Origin of the sequence: Bradyrhizobium sp. ISRA442, assembly GCF_038085055.1 — a bacterium.
Classification (GTDB): domain Bacteria; phylum Pseudomonadota; class Alphaproteobacteria; order Rhizobiales; family Xanthobacteraceae; genus Bradyrhizobium.
In genome coordinates, this window is the sequence record NZ_JALGCN010000007.1 from 269624 (window position 1) to 288933 (window position 19310).

Consider the following 19310-nt stretch of genomic DNA (forward strand, 5'->3'; position numbering starts at 1 on the left):
TATAATGTCACTATGACGATCGGGATTTCCGGACCCGAACGGAAGGCACCAGGGCGAAGCGCCGTGGCGGGATTCATCATCGCGGCCATCATCGTCGCTATCGGCCTGATCCTGCTTGCTCTCGTCGGCGACATCCTGGTCGACTGGATGTGGTTCGCCTCGGTCAGTTACAAACAGGTCTTCTGGATCACGATCGGCGCCAAAACCGCGGGCTTCCTCGTCGTTTTGGCAGCGACGGCCACCATCTTGTGGGTGAACGCGCGGACTGCACTTGGTCTTGCCGGGCGGCGAACCCGGTTGCCTGCGGCCTTTGTCCCAACGCTTGCGGCCGCGGCGGCTCAGCCTGATCCGCTTGAATTCCTGCGCGAGCGGCTGCCGTGGCGTGGCGTGATCGCCGCCAGCAGCGGCCTCTTCGCCTTACTTGTCGCCTGGGCCGAGGTCGGCAACTGGGCCACGCTGCTCCGGTTTATCTATCAGGTGCCCTACGGCAGCACCGATCCGCTGTACGGCAAGGATATCGGTTTCTACCTGTTCTCCCTGCCCGCGTTTGTCGCCGTCAAGAACTGGGCAATGCTGACGCTCGTCATGAGCGCACTGTTCGCCGGAACCATCTACTGGGTGAATGGCGACATCAAGGACCGGGCCCGGCGAATGTCGCCGGCGGCGATCTCCCACGGTTCGGCGCTGCTTGGCGTTTTCTTCACCGTGAAGGCGTGGTCCTACGGCCTCGATCGCTACCACCTGCTGTTCGGCGACAACGGCGTGGTGGTCGGCGCAGGCTATACCGACGTCAACGTCGAATTACCGGTCCTGTGGATCCTGATCGCGCTGTCGATCGTCGCCGCCTTGGCTGCATGGGCGAACCTGTGGGTCCGCACCTACCGCCTCCCCACCGCTGCGATTGCGCTGCTGTTCGGCGCCGCTTTCCTGCTGTCGGGCATCATCCCCGCAGTGTTTCAGCACTTCTACGTCAGGCCGAACGAGCTGGCCTGGGAGCGTCCCTACATCGAGCGCAACATCGCGCTGACCCGGGAGGCCTACAATCTCCATCGGATCACACCGAGGCCGTTCCCTGCGGATCAGACCCTGACCTTCAGCACGCTCGAGGCCAACAAGGCCACGATCGAAAACATAAGGCTATGGGATTGGCAACCATTGGCCGACACCTACGCGCAATTGCAGGAGATCCGCACCTACTACAAGCTGCGCAACCTCGATGTCGATCGATACTGGCTTGGCGACATCTACCAGAGCGTGATGCTCTCGGCACGCGAGTTGAATTCCGAACTGCTGCCGCCCAACGCGCAGACCTGGGTCAACCGCCATATCCTGTTCACCCACGGCAATGGCGCGGTGATGAGTCCGGTCACCCAGAAGAGCGGCGAAGGACTTCCGCTCCTCTACCTGCACGACGTTCCTCCGGTTGCGCAGGGAGGTCCCGACATACGCGAGCCCCGCATCTATTACGGGCAGCAGACCGAGGACTACGTCATCGTCAAGGGAACCGTGCGAGAATTCGATTATCCCAAGGGAAAGGAGAATGTCTATGCGTCCTATGACGGCTCCGGCGGCGTCCCGCTGTCGAGCATGGTGCGGCGACTGATCTTCGCCCACCATTTCAACGATGTGAACCTGCTCCTTTCAGACTACATCGGCGGCGGCAGCCGGATCATGATCCGGCGCAACATCCAGAAGCGGGTCGACGCTATAGCCCCGTTCCTCACGCTGGACCGCGATCCCTATCTGATTATCAGCGAGGGCCGCGTGTTCTGGATGCAGGACGCCTACACGACCAGCGAATATTTTCCCTACGCGCAGCCCGCGCCCGGCCTCAATCTCAACTACATCAGAAACTCCGTGAAGGTCGTGATCGACGCCTACAACGGCACCGTCGATTTTTACCTGATGGACCCAGCCGACCCGGTCGCCGCGACCTATCAGCGAATCTTCCCGGACCTGTTCAAGCCGTTCGCGGCCATGCCGTCCGATCTTCAGAAGCACATTCGCTATCCCGAAGACCTCTTCCTGATCCAGGCGCGACTTTTCCAGACCTACCACATGGAAGCCGCCGATGTTTTCTATAACCGGGAGGACCTCTGGCAATTTCCGCGTCAACCGGCCGGTGATGGCGTCTCTTCAATGGACGGCATCACCACCATGGCCCCCTACTACATCATCATGCGGCTGCCCGGAGAGGCGCAAGCCGAGTTCTTCATCATGATCCCGATGGTGCCGAGCCGTCGCGACAACATGATCGCTTGGCTTGCCGCGCGCTGCGACGAGCCCGGCTATGGCAAGCTGATCGTGTACGAATTTCCCAAAGAGAAGCTGGTCTACGGGCCTTTCCAGATCGAGGCGCGAATTCATCAGAATACGGAGATCTCCCAGCAGATATCGCTGTGGAATCAGATGGGGTCGCGGGTGATCCGGGGAAATCTGCTCGTGATTCCGATCGAGAATTCGATTCTCTACGTGTCGCCGCTGTATTTGCGGGCCGAGCAAGGACATTTGCCGGAGCTCAAGCGGGTGATTGCCGCTTATGGCGAGCACGTCGTCATGAAGGAGACTCTTGCTGAGGCCCTGTCGGCACTCTTCGTGGACGACGGACCCGCGCCGGCGCCGGGTGCGACCGCGGAATCGCCCAGCGAAGGGTCCGCGGCAAGGCGCGCGCAGGAGGCCCTCGATCACTACAATCACGCCATGGAGCGGTTGAAATCCGGCGATTGGACAGACTTCGGCAAAGAGATCGGCGTGATGCGCGGTATTTTGGAAGATATCCGTCGGCAATCGGGTAATCGCTGAGGTGCCCGAGAAGCGCTATTTTCGCGAGGCCGCCGAATATTCCGGCCTCAACGTCAAGCTCATCCTCGGCGCGGTGATGGTGATCTCGGCGGTCTGCTCCGGCATCGGCGGCATGCTTGGAGTGAACGACTCGTGCCAGCGGCTTACCATTCGTATCGCGTGCCGACCCCGATGGATGTCGAGCCCTTCGCATCGACATCCGACTCGACGCGGATGTGACGCGTCACGTCGACATTGGCCGACACTCCTGACTGGCTGGGGCTCGCGCCCGTCCGCACACCCACGCTCAGCCTGTCGCCGATCGCGCGCGAGGCGCCGACCGCCGGACCGCCCGCCCCGGCACCCACGTCTAGATTGTCGACCCCAAGCGAGCGGCGCATGCGGTCCACGGTCCCCTCACCACCGCTTGCGAACTGGGCCGCGGCCCCTGCGAGCTGCACGGCCTGCGAGGTGGTCAGGCTGCCCGAAGCTTTCTGAAAGAGAATGCGCGACAGGATCTCATCCTGCGGCAACTCGGGCTGCGAGTGGAAGGCGAAGACCGGCGCGGCCGCCGGTCCCGAGATTCCGACCTGTGCGGTGATGTCGGAGGCCTGCATCTCTGCCGCGAAATCGAGCTCGGGCGCAAGATCTCCGCTAAAGGAGAGATTGCCCTTGGTGAAGGTCAACGTCTTTCCGAGCACCACCAGCTTGCCCTGGAAAAGGGAGAAGGCGCCCTTCGGCACCGGAGCGTTGGTCGTGCCGCCCACGTGAATGGAGCCGCCGAGCTCCGCAGTCGCCCCGCGGCCATGGATGAAGACGTGGTTCGGCGCCGAGACCGTCACGTCGAGCGAAGCGTTGAACAGCGCCGGGCTCCCCTTGTTGCCTTTCAGCGTCTCCGCTTTGCGCTCAGCCGCAAGGCGTGCAGCGGCCTGGCCCGAGGCGTTCACATGGTTGATGCCGTCGATCGGCTTGAGCGTCGAAGGCAGGCGGTCCGGAATATCGACACTGACGCGGGTCAAGTCGATGCGACCGGCGATCCGCGGATCGCGCGCCAGGGCGCCGGTGACGTCGAGGGCGAGATTGGCCTGAGCGGTCGCCAGCGCGCTGGCGGCGAGCGTCGCCTGCTGGCCACGGATCGAGATTGTGCCCGGGAAGCCTGCATCCGGAGCGACCCGCACCTGGCCGGAGCCAGATAACGTACCCCCGTTGGGCGTCACCGCGGCCAGGCGCTCCACGACGATCCGTTCTCCTTCGGCGGTGATTTTCGCCTCGATGGCCTCGAGGCGTGTGCCAAGCATGCTGTCGCGGAAGGTACCTCCGCTCACGGTGGCGACACCGCCGATCTGGGGCTTCGCGCGCGTGCCGCCGACACGGGCATCGAGCGCGACGCTGCCGGACACGGTGCGGCCGGAGGCGGAGAGCATCGCGTTGGCGACGGCGGCATCGAGGCGGCCCTTCGCGGTCAGCGCGATCGGACCCGTGGCGTCGAGCGGCAGTGTGCCCGACGTCGTGATCGTGCCGGCTTTTCCCGCGGCAAGCGTGGTGTTCAGGCTCGCGCGGCCTCCATCGAGCCGCCCGTCCGCGGCAATGTCGATCGGTGGCAAGCCCGCGCTCCTGGTCTGCGGCGCCGTGAGCTGCTTGACGGCCACCTTGTATTGCCCCATCGGCGCGGTCGCGGAGCCGGCGATCGTGGCTGAAGCGTCAAGCGTCCCGGCGAGCCCCAAACCGGGCATCGCGACATCGGCCGCGCCGAGCGGAATCGCGCTTGCCACGGCCTTGAGGTCGAGCGCCTTGCCGGCCTTGCCATCAACGGTGAAGCGGCCACTCCCAATTCCGAGGGCCAGATGCTCGATCAGCACCGTACCGTCGTCGAGCGTGAAGCCTGCGGGCCCCTGCAGCGCGATCGCGTTGGCGCTACGCCGCGCGGTGAAACGATTGAGATCGAACCGCGTCCGCTCCCTGGACGTCAACGCACCCGCGGCATCGAGATCGAAGCCGGCAGCCTTGGCGGAGAGACGGATCACGCTCGTATCGGCATTGCCCCTGGCCGTCAGCGCGATGTTGGAGGCGGTCTGGCCGCCGAACTTGGCATCGTTGACCCGGGTATCCGCATTGAGGACCGGATGGCTGTAGAGATCGGCGCCATCGGCGCGCACATCGAAACTGCGGATGGCCACACCGGCGGCACGGATCCCCGCGCCCTTGCCAACGAGACGGACGGACTGCTGGCCGCCATCGGCCGAAGCGGCAAGATCGAGTGAGGCCGAACCGGCGAGTTCTGTGAGAGCAAGCGGTGAGAGGTCGGCGAGCGCCCCGGCTGCGAAGCGAATCTGCCCGCGTGCGAATCCCTGCGCGTCGACCGTTCCTGAGCCCTTCAGGGACACCGAGCCGATCGCGATGTCGACGGTCTTTGCCTCCCATCCGGCAAAAGCCGGAGCTCCGCGATCGTCACGCTCCGACGATCGGCGGCTCACCTGAACAATCCCGCGCGCCGGGTTGCCGTCGACGGAGCCGTTGAGCTTGGCGTCGACGGCACAGAGCCCGTTGATGTCGTTGACGGTCGCGGCGAGCTCCAGATGCGGAATGGGGCGCCGCATCGCGGTGGCGCGATCCACCGAAGCCCCGAACGAAACGCCGGGATGCGCGAGCCCGCCGGTCAGGCCGACGTCGAGAGCTCCCGCACCGGTGAGGCGCGCATCAGCCGTCGAGAGATCTGGCAGGTCCACATGCGCCGACAGGTCGCTCGTCTCGCGCGTCACCGTTCCCTTGGCGCGAACCGCGACGTGGGCTCCATCGAGCGACGCGCCGCGGACCGTGTAGGTGTCGCGGCCATCGGCAGAGAGATCGGCTGCGAGTGCGAGCCGCGTCCCCGCGAGCCCATCGAGCGCCGTAAGTCCCGTCGCAAGCCTCTCGCCGGTGCCAGACATTCGGGCATCAAAGCTGCCACGCTGCAGGTCCGCGTCGAGATCGAGGCCGATCGCCACCGAGCCCTTGAGCTTCAGCCCGGCAAGGTCGGCAAAGTACCCGAGGTCGGGCACGGCTCCGGTTGCACGGCCATGCAGGCGATCGGCGCTGACATCACCTGTATAGGTCGCCTGAACCGTGGACGTGCCGATCTCGAGACGCTCGATCCTGGCGCGGCCGCCCAGGTCCGTATCGCCGTGGAGCACGAGAGAGGCGGCATTGCCGATCGCGGCCGCCAGACTCGCGTCGCGCGGCGCAATGCCGGAGGCGCGCAGGTTCGCGTCAAGGATGATGCGCGTTGCGGGATCGCTGGCTTCGGCGCGAGGGACGGCTGTGATGGAAGCGTCGAGCGTCTCGACGTCGCCGTCCGGCAGATGAGCGCCCGACAGCGCGAGCTTGACCGATGCTGTGGGAGCCTTGATCGGGCCGTTGACGCGGCTGTCGAAGACGAGGCTGCGGATCGAGCCGTGGTCGGTTTCGGTCACGTCGCCGTTGCTTGGCAGGGCGCGGATGGAGGCCGCGAAATCCACGACCTTGTCGGCTCCGAGCAGGCCCTTCGCGTCGAGCCGCGCAAGACGGCTCGTGAGCGTCAGCCCGTCCAGGGCGACGCTGCCGTCGTCACCAATACGCGTCGTGCTGTCGAGATTGGTTTCACCGGCAAAGACCGGCGCGGCAATCGCCGGCAACAACGGTCCGAGATGGCTAGCAAGGCGCGTTGCGAGCACTCGGCCCGCCCCGTTTCGGTCAAGCGCAATCGTGCCTGTCGCATCGATCGTGGGGCCGGCCTGCAACTTCAGGGCACCACGGAAGCTGTCGAGCGTGCCTTGGCCGCCCAGTGCGAATGTGACGGGCGGCTCGCCCGGCAGATGGCCGAGCTTCGACATGAGCCCGTGGGCCGGCTCGTCGAGCGTGACGTCGAGGGTGAGCGCATTTCCCTGCGGAACGTAAGCGAGAGCGGCCTTGAAGCGGCCTGCAAAGTCCTTGCGGGTGGCGTCGAGATTGAAGACGAGCCCTTCGGCGGGCGAGCCTAGTTCGGTATTTCCGGTCGCCGTGACGTTCAGCGCCTCGCCCAGGATGGACTGTCCCAGCGTCAGGGCATGCAGGTTGAACGCCTTCACCTGCAATTTCACGGGAAGTTCGGGCAGGATTGGCTCGTCGGATTTTTCGACAGGCTGGTCGGACGGCAACGGCCTCCGCTTGATATCGAGCGTGCCGACTTCAAGGCGCTCGATCTCCAGCCGTCCCATCAACAAGGCGCTGCGCCGCCAGACGAGACGCGCCTTGTCGAGCGTCAGCCAGACTCCATCCTTGTCGGTGATGGTGACGTCGCGAACCGTGGCGTCCGAGGACAACACTCCGTCGACGCCGCCGATATGGACCTGGGTCGCGGGAGTCGAGAGCGTCCGCGAGACGAGGCTGGCGAGCACGTCCTGCTGGTTCTCGCCGGTCCCGCTCATCGCGGCGTAGAGACCGACACCGAGCCCCGTGACACCGGCCAGCCCTAGGGCCGCCATCGCGGAACGGACAAGGAAGGACCGTGGTAAGCGCATCAGAAGGCCTGCCCAATGCTGACATAGATCGCGTAGCGGCTGTCGCCGGGGCGTGGGTTCAGCGGCATCGCGACGTCGAGGCGGATCGGGCCAACCGGCGTGAGATAGCGCAGGCCGAGCCCCGCCGAGTAGCCGACAAAGTCGTTGAAGCTCGGCAGGGAGGAACTGGAGGCGGTGCCGAAATCGAAGAATGGCACGAGGCCGATGGTGGGCGTGATCTTCACGCGCACTTCGGCGGAGCCTTCGATCAGGCTGCGGCCACCGGTGATCTGGCCGAACAGCATCGGCGAAATGGTGTTATAGGCGAAGCCGCGCACGGATCCGCCGCCGCCCGCGTAGAAGCGGTGCGCATCCGGAATCTCGGCCAGCGGGGCGCCCGTGAGCGAGCCCATGGCCAGCCGGCCTGCCAGCACGTAGTCGGCCTGGTCGTCGAGCGCGTAATAGGCCGAGCCCGCGAAGCGGCCCTCAAAGAGGTCGATCGTGGAGCCCATCAACTTGGAATAGGCGTTGACGGCCCCCCAGAGACGCACGCCGCGCGTGGGGTCGAGCGGATTATCGGTGGTGTCGTAGCGGCCGGTCGCGGTGAAGCCGATCAGCGTCGCATCGACCCGCCCCAGCACGTCCTGCGATTTCGATTGCTCGACCTGAAGACCGGCCTGCAGCGAAGCCGCCTCCGAAAAGCGGTGGATCACGCCGAACGTGCCGCGCACCGTATCGTCGGCGTAACCGCCGAGGTCGTTGTTACCGACACGCTCGCGGAACGCAGTGGCCTCGATCAGAAGATCGTTGGCCGTACCGAACAAGCCTGGCTTGATGAAGGTACCGGTAAATCGCGCGCCGAAATCCGAGGCGCGGAGATTGTTGAAGCCGTTGAACGAAGTGCCGTCGACCCGTTGCAAGAGCGAGGCGGACGCTTCGAGCCTCAGGCGCTCGCCGCCGCCGAATATGTTCCGATCCTCGTAATAGCCTGCAATGCCGGGACCATCGACGCTGGAATATTTCGCCGAGAGGCCGACCGCGTGCCTGGGCCTTTCCGTCAAATCGATAAAGACCGGCAGGTTGCCATTGGCATCGAGCTTGTCGGCCTCGCGGATGCGTATTCCTCCGACGGCTGGGATCCTGGCGATCGAAGTTTTCGTCAAGGCCAGCCTCTCGGGCGAATAAGGCTCGCCTTCCCTCAGGTGGACATGCGTGGCCACCACTCTCGGGTCGACATCGCCGCCCGAGATCGTGACAGCGCCGATGCCGGCCTTGGGGCCCGCTTCGACCCGCAACCGAAAGTCCATTGCGGCGGCCGCATGATCGACGGTGGCCTTGACGTCGCCGATCTTCGCAAACGGATGTCCGTTGCTGCGGAACCAGTCAACAAGCTTCACCTGCGCGGCGCGCAGGTCGGCCGAGATCGCTGGATCGCCGGATTTCAGCGCAAAGGCGCGGCGCGGCAACCCATGCGGCGCTTCGTCGTGCGCATAGTCCACATCGACGTCCACATCGACGCTGCGCAGCTTGAACAACGGACCGAGTCGTGCGGTGACCTTGATTGGAACAGCGGTCCGATTGCGAAAGCCGTCGGCCCGGCGTGCAGCGGCGGCGAGCCCGGTCTCGTCGAGGGAGATTGGAACTCCATCCAGCGTTACATCGATCTGGGCATTGTAACGGCCAAGCCCCCAGAGGGCATCGAGCAGCGGATTGATGTCTGCCTGAAGCCGGCGCACGAGGCCTTCGCCGTCCGGCGGTGATTCCTGTCGAAGCCGATAGGTGCCGGAGGCATCGCGCAACACCTGCTCGGCATCACTATCGTTCTTGCCATCCGGCGTCTTGGCTTCGATCTCGAGCCCATAAGACAACGTCGTGGCGCTGACCGGCGGCGGATCGTCGGAACCGAAGAGGCCAAAGAAATCGAGTGCGTGAGCCTGTTCGCACAGAGACCAACCGACGATGGCGACACAGCCCGAACGCAGAATGCGTCGCGCCGCAACGGAACAATATCGTCGCCCTGCCCGCCCCGGCAAAGGCGGCAGACATCGTTGCACCACGGTCCTTTTGATAGTTCCACTCCCACACTCATTGATCGGCTCAACCCGAGGCTCTGCCGCTCACGCTTCACGATCTCCCTGCCGCACACACGAAATTGATAGACATCATGATGGACAATGTAGGGCAGCAACAGAGAACCCCTTCGTAGTCTCTCATTGAACAAAGAGCACGACGTTCACAAACGCTCTGCGTTTCGAATACGCTCCACGAAAAAAGCGCCCGCTTGCGCGCGTCCTCGATCAGCTCGAAATCGATATTATGGGCGACGCCGAAGATGCGGCGAATGGCCTTTGCAGCGGCGAAGCCGGCCATATCGGCGAAGCGTTGTTGCGTGTAGGTCTGCCTCTCCGCCTCCAAGGGCGCGGCGCCCTTCTCTCCGGCAAAGAGCGAGGCGGGATACGCATCGCCAGCCACCCACAGGTCGAGGAATTTGCGCACGAACTCGCCCCAGACCTTCGCGACCGTCCCCGGCACTCAGGCCTCGAAGGCGCGCCGTTCGCCCGGCGAGCGCTCGTGACCGCTTGATACGAAATAGGCCATCAAGGCGGCGATGGCATCGTGCTCGATTTCTCCATACCGGTACGACACGTCGCCACGTCGGATGACGTCGAGGACGCCTCGCGGTGATAGACGCGTCCTCAAGATATGCGGCTGGGAAGTATTGCCATTCCAGGGCAGAATTTGACGCAGAATGCGCTGTACGACCGCGATTACATGGTGTTCAATCCTTGGAACTGTCTGCCCGAGCACAGGCCGCTCGGCAGCGTCAACCTGACGCGGCTCGCCGTCGATCTTGCCTCGCGGCCGGTACGGCGGAAACTGAACACGGTGGGTCATGAGCAGCCAGCCGAAGCCCGATCGTTCGGGCGGACTTCAGCGGACACCGGCGCCGCCGAATGTCGAGAATGAAGCTCTGCATGCCGAACGCCGGCAACTCACCGTAGTGTTTATCGACATCGTCGGGTCGACACCCCTGAGCGAGCGGATCGATCCCGAGGAGTTCTTCGCGGTCGTCAGAACCTACCGCGATATCTGCGACGAGCAGATTCGCCGCTACGGCGGTCATATCGCCAGAATGATTGGCGACGGATTGCTGGCCTATTTTGGCGTCCCGCAAGCCCACGAAAATGACCCAGAGCGCGCGGTCCGCGCTTCGCTGGCGGTCGCCGCGGCGATCAAGGATCACAACTTTCTGCTGTCGGATGGCAGTTTCGTCCGCCTCGGCGTGCGCGTTGGGGTCAATACCGGGCTAGTCGTCGTCGGCAGCGTGCCCGGCGAGCCGCCCGATCGGCGGGAAGTGTTCGGCAGTTCGGCACATATCGCTGCCCGTCTGCAGGGGCTCGCCAGCGAGAACGGCGTCGTGGTCGGTTCGAGCACTTACGAGCTGACCCGCGGAACGTTCAGCTACGCGCCGCTTGGCAGACGACCGCTCAAGGGCGTCGAGGAGCCGGTCGAAGCCTGGCGCGCCGAGGCGCTTGCGTCTAACGAAAGCAGGTTCGATAGGGCGCGGAGGTCGCCTCTTGCTCCGATGATAGCGCGAACCAGCGAAAGCGCATTGCTTGCCGAGATGTGGCAGCAAAGCGTAGCCGGCTCGGGACAGGTCGGCGTGATTTCCGGTGAACCCGGCATCGGCAAATCACGTTTGATCCGCCAGTTTCGCAGTTCACTTGATGCATCTCCGCGCGATGTTCTGTCGCTGCAATGCTCACCATTCCACGTCAACACGCCGCTTGCCCCGGAAATCGAGCGGCTCACACGTGCGACCGGCATCCAGGACACCGACGACGCGCAACTCGCATTGGCAAAGTTGCGTTCGCTCTTGGCAAGAGCCGTGACCGATGTCGAGCAGGCGCTTCGTTACTACGGAGCGGTGCTGTCGATACCCGCATGCTCGGGATACGAACCCGCGGATCTCGGATCTCCCTCGGAGCGCGAGCGTGCCTTGCAGGTGTTCATCGATGCTCTGGTCGCGGCCTCGCGCAAGCGGCCGGTCCTCGGAATCGTCGAGGACGTCCAGTGGATGGACCCGACCACCATCGAACTGATGGTGCGCGTGATAGCTCAATGTCCTGGCGAGCGGATCATGGTCCTGATCACGCATCGCGATGATTACAGCGCCGACTGGTTGTCAGGCCCGGCAATTCGACGGATTTCTCTGCAAAAGCTGGCGGCGCATGAATGCGAGCAGATGGTCGCAGCCGTGGCGGGCAGCGATCTCGTACCGCGCCGGATTACCAGCCAGATCGTGGAAAGAACCGACGGCGTGCCACTCTTCGTCGAGGAGTTTACGCGGGCCGTCGTCGATTCCGGCGCGGTCCCGCTGGCCGCTGAGAGCCCTGTGCCGAGCGGGAGGTTGCCGGAACCTCTGGTGCCGGCAAGCATTCACGATTCACTGATGGAGCGCCTTGATCGCCTCGGACCTGCCAAGCGCGTCGCCCAGATCGCCTCAGTTTTCGGAAGGCGCTTCAACTATGACGGCATTTTCAGCGTGCTTCCAGGTCAAGACGAAACGCTGAAACACTCGTTGCGGGCGCTCGAGAGAGCCGGGATTGTGTATCGTAGCGAGGAGTCTCAAGGCACGGTCTTCACGTTCAAGCACGCGATGATACAGGAAGTCGCCTACTCCTCGTTGCTCAAGGAGGAAAGGCGTGAGCTCCATGCGCGCGTCGCATCGTGGCTGCTCCAGGAAGCCGGCATTGGAGAAAGCAGCCAGCCGGCGGTGTTGGGCTATCACTATGCACGCGCAGGCAACATTCCGGAAGCGATCGAGGCTTGGCTTCAGGCGGGCAAATCCGCGCTCCGCAGCTCTGCCACCAAGGAAGCCGTGGCTCATCTTCGCGAAGGCCTCTCGCTGATACCCAAGATGCCGGCGTCACCACGGCGCTTCGAGGCCGAAATCGCACTGCAATCCAATTTGGCGATGGCGTACACGGCCAATGCCGGATGGTCCGATCCGAACGTCTATGGCCCCTACAGTCGTGCACTCAAGCTTTGCGCGAGCCATGGCACCATTCGCGAGAAGGCGACGGTGCTGTGGGGAAGTACTATAGCCAAGCTGGTCAACTGCGAGCTCACCAAGGGCCTCGAACACGCGCAGGATTTCGTCCGGCGGGCAGAAGCGTGGCGCGATGACGAGGCCGCCCTCATGGCCTACACCGCTGCCGTAATCGCCAATTTCTTTCTCGGTCGTTTGGAGCAGGCGAGCGAGCTCGCGGCTCTGGTCAGCGCTCGCTACAATCCGCGTGAGCATGGCAAGCTGGTCCAGATTTATCAGCATGATCCATTGATCGTATCGCTTGTCTATTCCGGACACATCGAATGGTTGCTGGGCCGCCCGGGGCGAGCCAGGGAGTGCTGTGTGACGGCGCGTCAGCTCGCGAACGAGATCGGGCATCCGTTCATGCAAGCTTTTGCCTCCATTCTTGGCGTCGCCGATCACTGGTATGAGGGCGATCTTGCGGCCAACCTTGCCAGCGTAAAGCGCGGCCTGAAGGTCGCTGACGAGTACGGCTATCCGATGTACCGGGTCATCGGCCCATTGTGGGCAACCGCTGCGTTGGCGGCACGAGGCCCCGCGCCGGAAGTGCTCGAACAATTATGCGGCTTGCTCGGCAGGCTACCTGCCGAGACTCGGTGCATTCAGATTCCACTCTATCGAACTCTGCTCGCCACAGAATTCGGACGGATCGGGCAGATGGAAAGGGCTCGAAGCTTCGCTGCTTCGGCTGAGGCGCTGATGAAGAAAACCGGCGAGCGCTGGGCAGCTCCCGAGATTTATCGGATTCACGGCTCGCTATTGTGTTGCGAACCATTGCGAGACGACCGCGCTGCCATGCGCTTGTTCAAGCGTTCGCTTACCTCTGCCAGGAAGCTTGGGGCGGTCGGTTGGGAATTGCGCACGGCGATCAGCATCGGGCGCCTGGTCAGCGCCGGCGAGAGCGCATCCGGACGCGCCGAAGCACGAGAGCTGCTGATATCGACCCGGGCGAAATTTGCATCTGCGGAAACGTCCCGCGATCTGCGCGAGGCTGATGACCTGGTGAAAGTGTTGAACTAGTGAATCAAGGTCGACCAGACATGTCCGCGCCTCGGGAGTGAACGGACGTTGGAGTCACGTCGTCAGCGATCCCAGATAACGGATCGCCGAGAGGCTCGGCAGGAATGTATAGGCGCCGCCCCGCGTCCAGACCAATCGGGGCAATCCCCGCAGCCGGATCGCGCGGCCGGATTTGAGCGGCAAGTCGAACCAGCTCGTCTTGGGATCGTTGGCGCCTACGATCGGATCGTTGGAGCCGGTGATGCGCGGATCCTGCAGGCCAAGGTTCAGCCAGTCGCAGGACATGGCCTCGAACTGGGCGCCGAGGCTGGCTCCTATGAAGTTTCCGAGCAGGCCCCGTTCCGGCTCGGGCTTGTCCCGATCACGCTTCGCCGGATCATAGGCTGGTCCATAGGGCATGCCACGCCGCACAAGGCGCCGACTGTTGTTCGCTACGCGCTGCACGATCTGCCCGCCCCGCGGATTGCACCGGCGGATATGGGCGCCATAGGGGCAGCGGGACTCACCGTCATAGTCAAAATTCGACTGACTCACGCTGGGATCAGGTGCGTCTGGCGACAGCGCCAGCGGCGTGCCATCGCGCCATCGGCCGCAGAGGTTGGCGGCGACGATCTCGCGCAAGGCACCATGACGGCCTGCGACTGACATGACCTGGGCAATTTTCGTTTCAGCGCCGGGCGGCAGCAACTCGTCGACTTGCGGGTGCTCGAGCAACTCGGATGCGGCCTGATCGAGATACGCCTCGAAGCCCACCACGTCCTGCTTCAGCACGCGAAAGGCGTTGAACGTGCCGTTGTGTCCCAACGCCGCGGGTTGAGGAACCCGCCACATCAAACCTTCCAGGTTGGTCGGATGTCCCAGCAACACGGTGCCGAGCGGCGCCCTGGGTTGTCCGTCGGCATGGCGCTGCCGGTCGTGAACCCTCTCGAACCTCGGTTGCATGATGTTGTCGCGATAACCGAAGTGAACGTAGTCGTCTCGGAAATTGCGGCCCTCGCGTGTACCGAGCAGCGTCAGGGCGTTTCGGTCGAGCGCGTGCTGCTGGACTTGGTCCAGTTGCCTGACATCGTCCGCGTAGATCGTTGCGATGAGATGGATCCGGCTGGGCTCATCGAAGGGCGATGGCCAGGTTTCCGGCGCGCTCGGCCCGATATCCCCGAGCTTCAAGGCGCGGGCGGTCATGCCCTCTATGAATTCGTTGGGGAACATTTCAAGCGAAGAACTCGGCGTACCGAGGGCACGCAGTCCCTCGTAGGTCAGGCCAATGTTGAAACAGGTTTCCGGCTTGTTTGCCCCCCAATTCCCGGTCGTGATCTGCGGAACGCCGTGATCACGGCCGGATATGGAGGCGGCGAGCCAGCGCCGGGCCGCGATGCGATCGGCGACTTCAAGAATGAGGTAACGCACGCACGGCTTCTTGGTGTAGCCACGCAAGATGTTGCCCTGCAGATCAGCGAGGTCGAACATAGTACTCACCAGCCTAGCCCCAGTTGTTTGCGGACCTGAGCCACCGAAAACCCGGGATAGGCCCGGTAGCCGCTGCCGAGCGAAACGTTCGCATTGGCGCGAAGCTGCAGCACCAGTTTGCGCGGAAGCAGGGTCAGATCGTCTTGGACGGGTGATACGGCCCTGTCTCCATTCAAGGCTTCCTGGTCTCTCAGGAAATCGGTGGCGGTGTCCGGCACCTGGTACAGGTCGCGCTCATGCACCCATTGGATGAATGCCTCGACATTCTCCTCGCAAGGGAGCACCTCCTCCCCGCCTTCGACGAGCTCGACCACGGCGTTGAACACGCTGCCGATCGTGGCGATAAAGTCACGAATGTAGTTGGTGAAATCCCCGTCATAGACGGAGAACATGCAAATATTATCGCCGACGATGACGAAGCGCGCGAAGTGCACCGTGCCGACATTGTTCAATCCGGCATATATCGCATCCTTGTTTTGCGCGATCGCCAGCGCGGCTTCCGCTCGTCCGATCGGCGACTTGATCTTGAGCGGCATGATCAGATTCATCATGCACTGAACACCGTCACCGGACTGGAACGACGGGTGGGGACCACCGGGCAAAGGCTTCACCGGTGTCCGTCGCGCCCAGAAAGGCACCAGGGTCCATGACGCCATGCGCTTGAACACGAGGGTCGTGGGCAACCAGTCCACAAAACGATCGAGCAAACCTTCGTCACTGGGCATCGTCCGATCTCCACCTGAAGGGACACCCGCCGCGCATTTTACGCGAGACTTCATAGGCGCCCAGGCGGGCCTCGAGGATGGGATCCCCGGAGACTTCGATGCCGGGCGCGAGACGGCAGGGATTGAAACTGATGCGTTCGCCTGCCGCTTCCTGATCCGCGGGGACCTCGGTGAGCGTAAGGGTACCCATGACCACCCGGATTCGCGTCCCCGGCCAGGGCTTTGTGGGATCGTCGAGCGCATCGCCCGCTTCGCCGATCGTCATCATCAGCAGGAATCGGGCCGGCCATCGCTGCAGGCGTTTCTTGAGCTCCTCGAACAGATATTTGTCGCGCGGCACGGCCGTGGGATCTGTGTTGCGAACGCCTGCGACCGGCTGCCAGGAAAAGCGAACCGGGCGGCGAACTCCATCGGGGGCCGTCACCATGAAGGTGTGGACGGCATGATAGCTCGCGCGGGCATAGCTCACCGGTGCGCCGATCAGACCGATCTGGAATACTCCCAACTGAGCGAACCGGTGCCGATTGGCGTAACGGAGTGCTCCCGCATCGACACTCCTGGTTTCGTTCGGGTAAGGGTTGCGAGGAGGCACCTTGAGCTGCAGGATGTCCCAAAGCTTCAGCCACCAGCGTCGTCTTCGATACGTCTCGAGCTTCGCGACCTTGGCGAACTCGAAAAAGTCCTCGACGTTGCGGACAAAGAATTCGCCGAGCGTCGTGGCGATCAGATCGCTTCCCGTTCCGTCCGAAAGATGGAAGCGGGTCGCCATTCCCCGAACATCGGACCACCCATCATGCTGCTCCGGCCCTCCCAATCCGTTGGAGAATCTCACCGACACGTCGACGGGCTGTCCGTTGAAGTGCTCTGCGATGCAATAGGTGCGCGCCGCATCCGACGCCACGAATTTGCCCCTCACGCCCACACCGATCGTGTGAACCGGCCTCCTCCCGGGGACGGGAGCCGGCAAATTGGCAATGATGGCTTCGACGAGTTGCTTTGCTACTGATGCATCATCGACCATGCCACTCTCCATCATGGACGGACCGCCGAGGCTGCCGTTGATGCACCCCGTGCGCTAGCGTTGTCGATCGAATTCAGCCTGTGCCCTTCGGCAGAAGGTTACATTCGATCGCCGGTCGGACGTGTGATGTGGTTCACAAAATTAGCCGAATGCAGCGCCGCACAATTCGAATCGCATAGCAGGGTTCGACACCCCCGATGGTGCCCGCGCGCACCAGACGTGCCTGAGCCAAGCCGCCGATTTACGAGTACACGGCCTAGCCGTTCGCGAATTCCGGCTGCCAGTCGCGCAGTTTTCGCGCTGCGCCGGTGATGTCCGCGATCGTCGGAAATGATCCTGTTTCCACCATCATCGCCCGCGCGAGGCGCACGGCTCGGGCTTCGCTGATCGCCCGCTTGCGTGGATCCTCGATCAGCTCGAAATCGATGTTATGGGCGAGGCCGAAGATGCGGCGGATGGTCTTTGCGGCGGCAAAGCCGACCGTGTCGGCGAAAAGACGCTGCATGTAGGCTTGCCGCTCGATCTCCAGGCACGCGGCGCCCCTTTCGCCGGCAAAGAGCGAAGCGGGATAGGCATCGCCAGCGGCCTCGGTCCGCCACAGGTCGAGGAATTTGCGCGCGAACTCACTCCAGACCTGCTCAACCGTCTCGAGTATCCAGCCCTCGAAGGCGCGCCGTTCACCCGGCGTACGCTCGTGGCCGGCGGAAGCGAAATAGGCCATCAGCAGATTGGCGAGCACGGCGCCGACGTCGAACCCCATCGGACCGTAGAACGCGAATTCGGGATCGATCACCCGCGTCTCGCGGTCCGTCACCATGATCGAGCCGGTGTGGAGGTCGCCATGGATCAGCGCCTCCGGGCTCGCCATGAACTTCAGCTTCAGCCGCGAGATCGCGACATGCAGGTCCATGTCCTCGCGCAGGCTCGCCGCCGTGGAATCAAGGTAAGGCGTGGTCCAGCGGTTCTGCTCGGCGACGCGATAGGGATCGGTGAAGATCAAGTCCTCAGTGATCTTGCACAGCGCGTGATTGCCGGCGAAGGCGGCGATGCCCTCCTTCTTGTCCGCGGCCGGGAGCGCGAGGTCGGAGCTGAAGAACAGCGTCCGCGCCATGAAGGTGGTGATGTCGTCGACGAAGCGTGGATATTGCGTTGCCACGACCAGCCCCTTGCGCATGATGATGTGGGGCTCCAACAGCTCCATCACCGTCAGCGCCAGCGCCTCGTTGTGATGCAGCAATGCCGGCACGAGGCCTGGTGCGAGCTGGGCCTGCCGCGACAGCGCCAGATATTCGTAATGGGCCCGCGACAGCGGCAGCGGCCAGCTCTCGCCGACGAGGCGGACGTAAGGCAGCGCCTGCTTCACGGCGATGCCGCCGCGCGTGCCCTTCACGATGAAGACGAGGTTAAGATTGCCGTCGCCGACCTCAAGAATCGACCAGGAAGCCGGCTGGCCGCCGAGGGCCGCGGCCAGGTCCGGCAGGCCTGCGAGATAATCCCGCAAGGCCGCCTCATGCAGAATCCGATAGCCCCCTGCCCGCTGCTCGGTCATGACGATCCCATCCCATGCTTGTCATGGCCGGATCGTTACTCCCGCTCCAGGAAGCTCGAGCCGATCTCGGCCTTTCTTTTGATCGGATCGTAATCGCAATAGACGCTGTCCGCCACCAGCGTGTAGCTGGCACTGACGTTGTATTTGTCCGTTTTGACCGAGTTCAGCCCGATGACCGAGGTGCTCTTGCCCCCGTTCCATTTGAACGGCGTCGAGCTCTGCGCCCGCTCGCAAGCCATGACCGCCTCGTTGAAGACGTAGCCCTCGACGAACGCCTTCAACGTCCGGGTCTGCACGGCCGTCTTCCACTCGACATAGCCGATAGCACCGAGCCCTGCGACGATCAGCACCAGAAGCGCAATGACGATCCGCTGAAAAGCCATTTGTCCCCCCAATCAGCGCCGCTTCAAGGAAATTCTAGAACGGCGTTCCCATCAATTTCGACAATCGCTCGATCGACAAATATCCGGCGTGGTAGGCGGCCATGCCGATCGCGAATACAACGGCGGAGATGATCGTGGTCCAGATCAGCTTGCGCCCCATCCGCGCCAGGATCGGCGCCCCGGGATCGGTGCCGGGAGCGCCACCGCCGTCCTCATGCTGGCTGCGCACGCCGAAGGGCAGCGTCAAGAACAGCGCGATCCACCAGATGACAAAGTAGATCGCGAGCGCGGTTGATATCTGGTAGGCCATGGCCCGACCTTTATGCCTGCTCGATCTCGACGAGCGCCCCGGAAAAATCCTTCGGGTGCAGGAATAGCACCGGCTTGCCGTGGGCGCCGATTTTCGGCACGCCGTCGCCGAGTACCCGCGCGCCCTCCTTCACCAGCAAATCGCGCGAGGCAATGATGTCGACGACCTCGTAGCAGACGTGGTGGATGCCGCCGTCGGCATTGCGCTCGAGGAACTTTGCGATCGGCGAAGCCTCGCCATAGGGCTCGATAAACTCGATCTTGGTGTTGGGCAACGTCACGAAAACGGTGGTCACGCCATGCTCGGGCAAGGCGACGGCCTCCGAGATCCGCGCTCCGAACGCCGCGCCGTAGATCTTGGCCGCCTTGGCGGCATCCTTGGTCGCGATCGCGACATGGTTGAGCCGGCCCAGCATGGTTCTCTCCCTTCGAGCATGATCCGGAAAAGTATGAAGCGGTTTTCCGAA

Annotated in this window: 11 protein-coding genes and 2 pseudogenes; 3 read left to right on the plus strand and 10 right to left on the minus strand. The window is 63.4% G+C overall.

Annotation, left to right across the window (positions count from 1 at the left end):
- The first annotated feature begins 12 nt into the window (after nt 1-12).
- Together MTR72_RS17785 and MTR72_RS40480 are read left to right on the plus strand one after the other, a co-directional pair.
- Nucleotides 13-2802: a UPF0182 family membrane protein gene (locus tag MTR72_RS17785; RefSeq protein ID WP_280970675.1), complete on the plus strand. Its 2790-nt coding sequence runs from the start codon at nt 13-15 to the stop codon at nt 2800-2802.
- A gap of 22 nt (nt 2803-2824) precedes the next feature.
- Nucleotides 2825-2926: pseudogene (locus tag MTR72_RS40480) on the plus strand (ABC transporter permease); the annotation flags it as partial.
- A gap of 19 nt (nt 2927-2945) precedes the next feature.
- Here MTR72_RS40480 and MTR72_RS17790 read toward each other — a convergent pair.
- From MTR72_RS17790 to MTR72_RS17800, 3 genes and pseudogenes are all read right to left on the minus strand, one after another.
- Nucleotides 2946-7295: a translocation/assembly module TamB domain-containing protein gene (locus MTR72_RS17790; RefSeq protein WP_341510756.1), complete on the minus strand. Its 4350-nt coding sequence runs from the start codon at nt 7293-7295 to the stop codon at nt 2946-2948.
- A complete protein-coding gene (locus MTR72_RS17795) occupies nt 7295-9142 on the minus strand; it encodes an autotransporter assembly complex protein TamA (protein WP_280970673.1) in 1848 nt (615 codons plus the stop codon). Before MTR72_RS17795 ends, MTR72_RS17790 begins: the two co-directional genes overlap by 1 nt.
- Nucleotides 9143-9545: 403 nt before the next feature.
- Nucleotides 9546-9878, minus strand: a pseudogene (locus MTR72_RS17800) (S-methyl-5-thioribose kinase); the annotation flags it as partial.
- Between the two features lie 289 nt (nt 9879-10167).
- Here MTR72_RS17800 and MTR72_RS17805 point away from each other — a divergent pair.
- Nucleotides 10168-13389 (plus strand): adenylate/guanylate cyclase domain-containing protein, encoded by a 3222-nt coding sequence (locus MTR72_RS17805; protein ID WP_280970672.1) that lies wholly within the window; start codon nt 10168-10170, stop codon nt 13387-13389.
- Nucleotides 13390-13443: 54 nt separating this feature from the next.
- Here MTR72_RS17805 and MTR72_RS17810 read toward each other — a convergent pair whose 3' ends face one another.
- The 7 genes from MTR72_RS17810 to mce all read right to left on the minus strand — a co-directional run bounded on the left by MTR72_RS17810 (nt 13444) and on the right by mce (nt 19259).
- A complete protein-coding gene (locus tag MTR72_RS17810) occupies nt 13444-14856 on the minus strand; it encodes a Dyp-type peroxidase (protein ID WP_280970671.1) in 1413 nt (470 codons plus the stop codon).
- Between the two features lie 5 nt (nt 14857-14861).
- Nucleotides 14862-15581 (minus strand): hypothetical protein, encoded by a 720-nt coding sequence (locus MTR72_RS17815; RefSeq protein WP_280970670.1) that lies wholly within the window; start codon nt 15579-15581, stop codon nt 14862-14864.
- On the minus strand, nt 15571-16602 hold the full coding sequence (locus MTR72_RS17820; protein ID WP_280970669.1) for a catalase: 1032 nt from the start codon (nt 16600-16602) through the stop codon (nt 15571-15573). Before MTR72_RS17820 ends, MTR72_RS17815 begins: the two co-directional genes overlap by 11 nt.
- 256 nt (nt 16603-16858) lie before the next feature.
- Nucleotides 16859-18151, minus strand: coding sequence for an S-methyl-5-thioribose kinase (gene mtnK / locus MTR72_RS17825; RefSeq protein ID WP_341510757.1), 1293 nt, complete (start codon nt 18149-18151; stop codon nt 16859-16861).
- A 35-nt stretch (nt 18152-18186) separates the two neighbouring features.
- Nucleotides 18187-18534 (minus strand): hypothetical protein, encoded by a 348-nt coding sequence (locus MTR72_RS17830; RefSeq protein WP_280970667.1) that lies wholly within the window; start codon nt 18532-18534, stop codon nt 18187-18189.
- Between the two features lie 34 nt (nt 18535-18568).
- The gene (locus MTR72_RS17835; RefSeq protein ID WP_280970666.1) at nt 18569-18844 is read right to left on the minus strand and encodes a DUF1467 family protein; all 276 of its coding nucleotides are present in this window, start codon (nt 18842-18844) and stop codon (nt 18569-18571) included.
- 10 nt (nt 18845-18854) lie between these two features.
- The gene (gene mce, locus MTR72_RS17840; RefSeq protein WP_280970665.1) at nt 18855-19259 is read right to left on the minus strand and encodes a methylmalonyl-CoA epimerase; all 405 of its coding nucleotides are present in this window, start codon (nt 19257-19259) and stop codon (nt 18855-18857) included.
- Nucleotides 19260-19310: the final 51 nt, after the last annotated feature.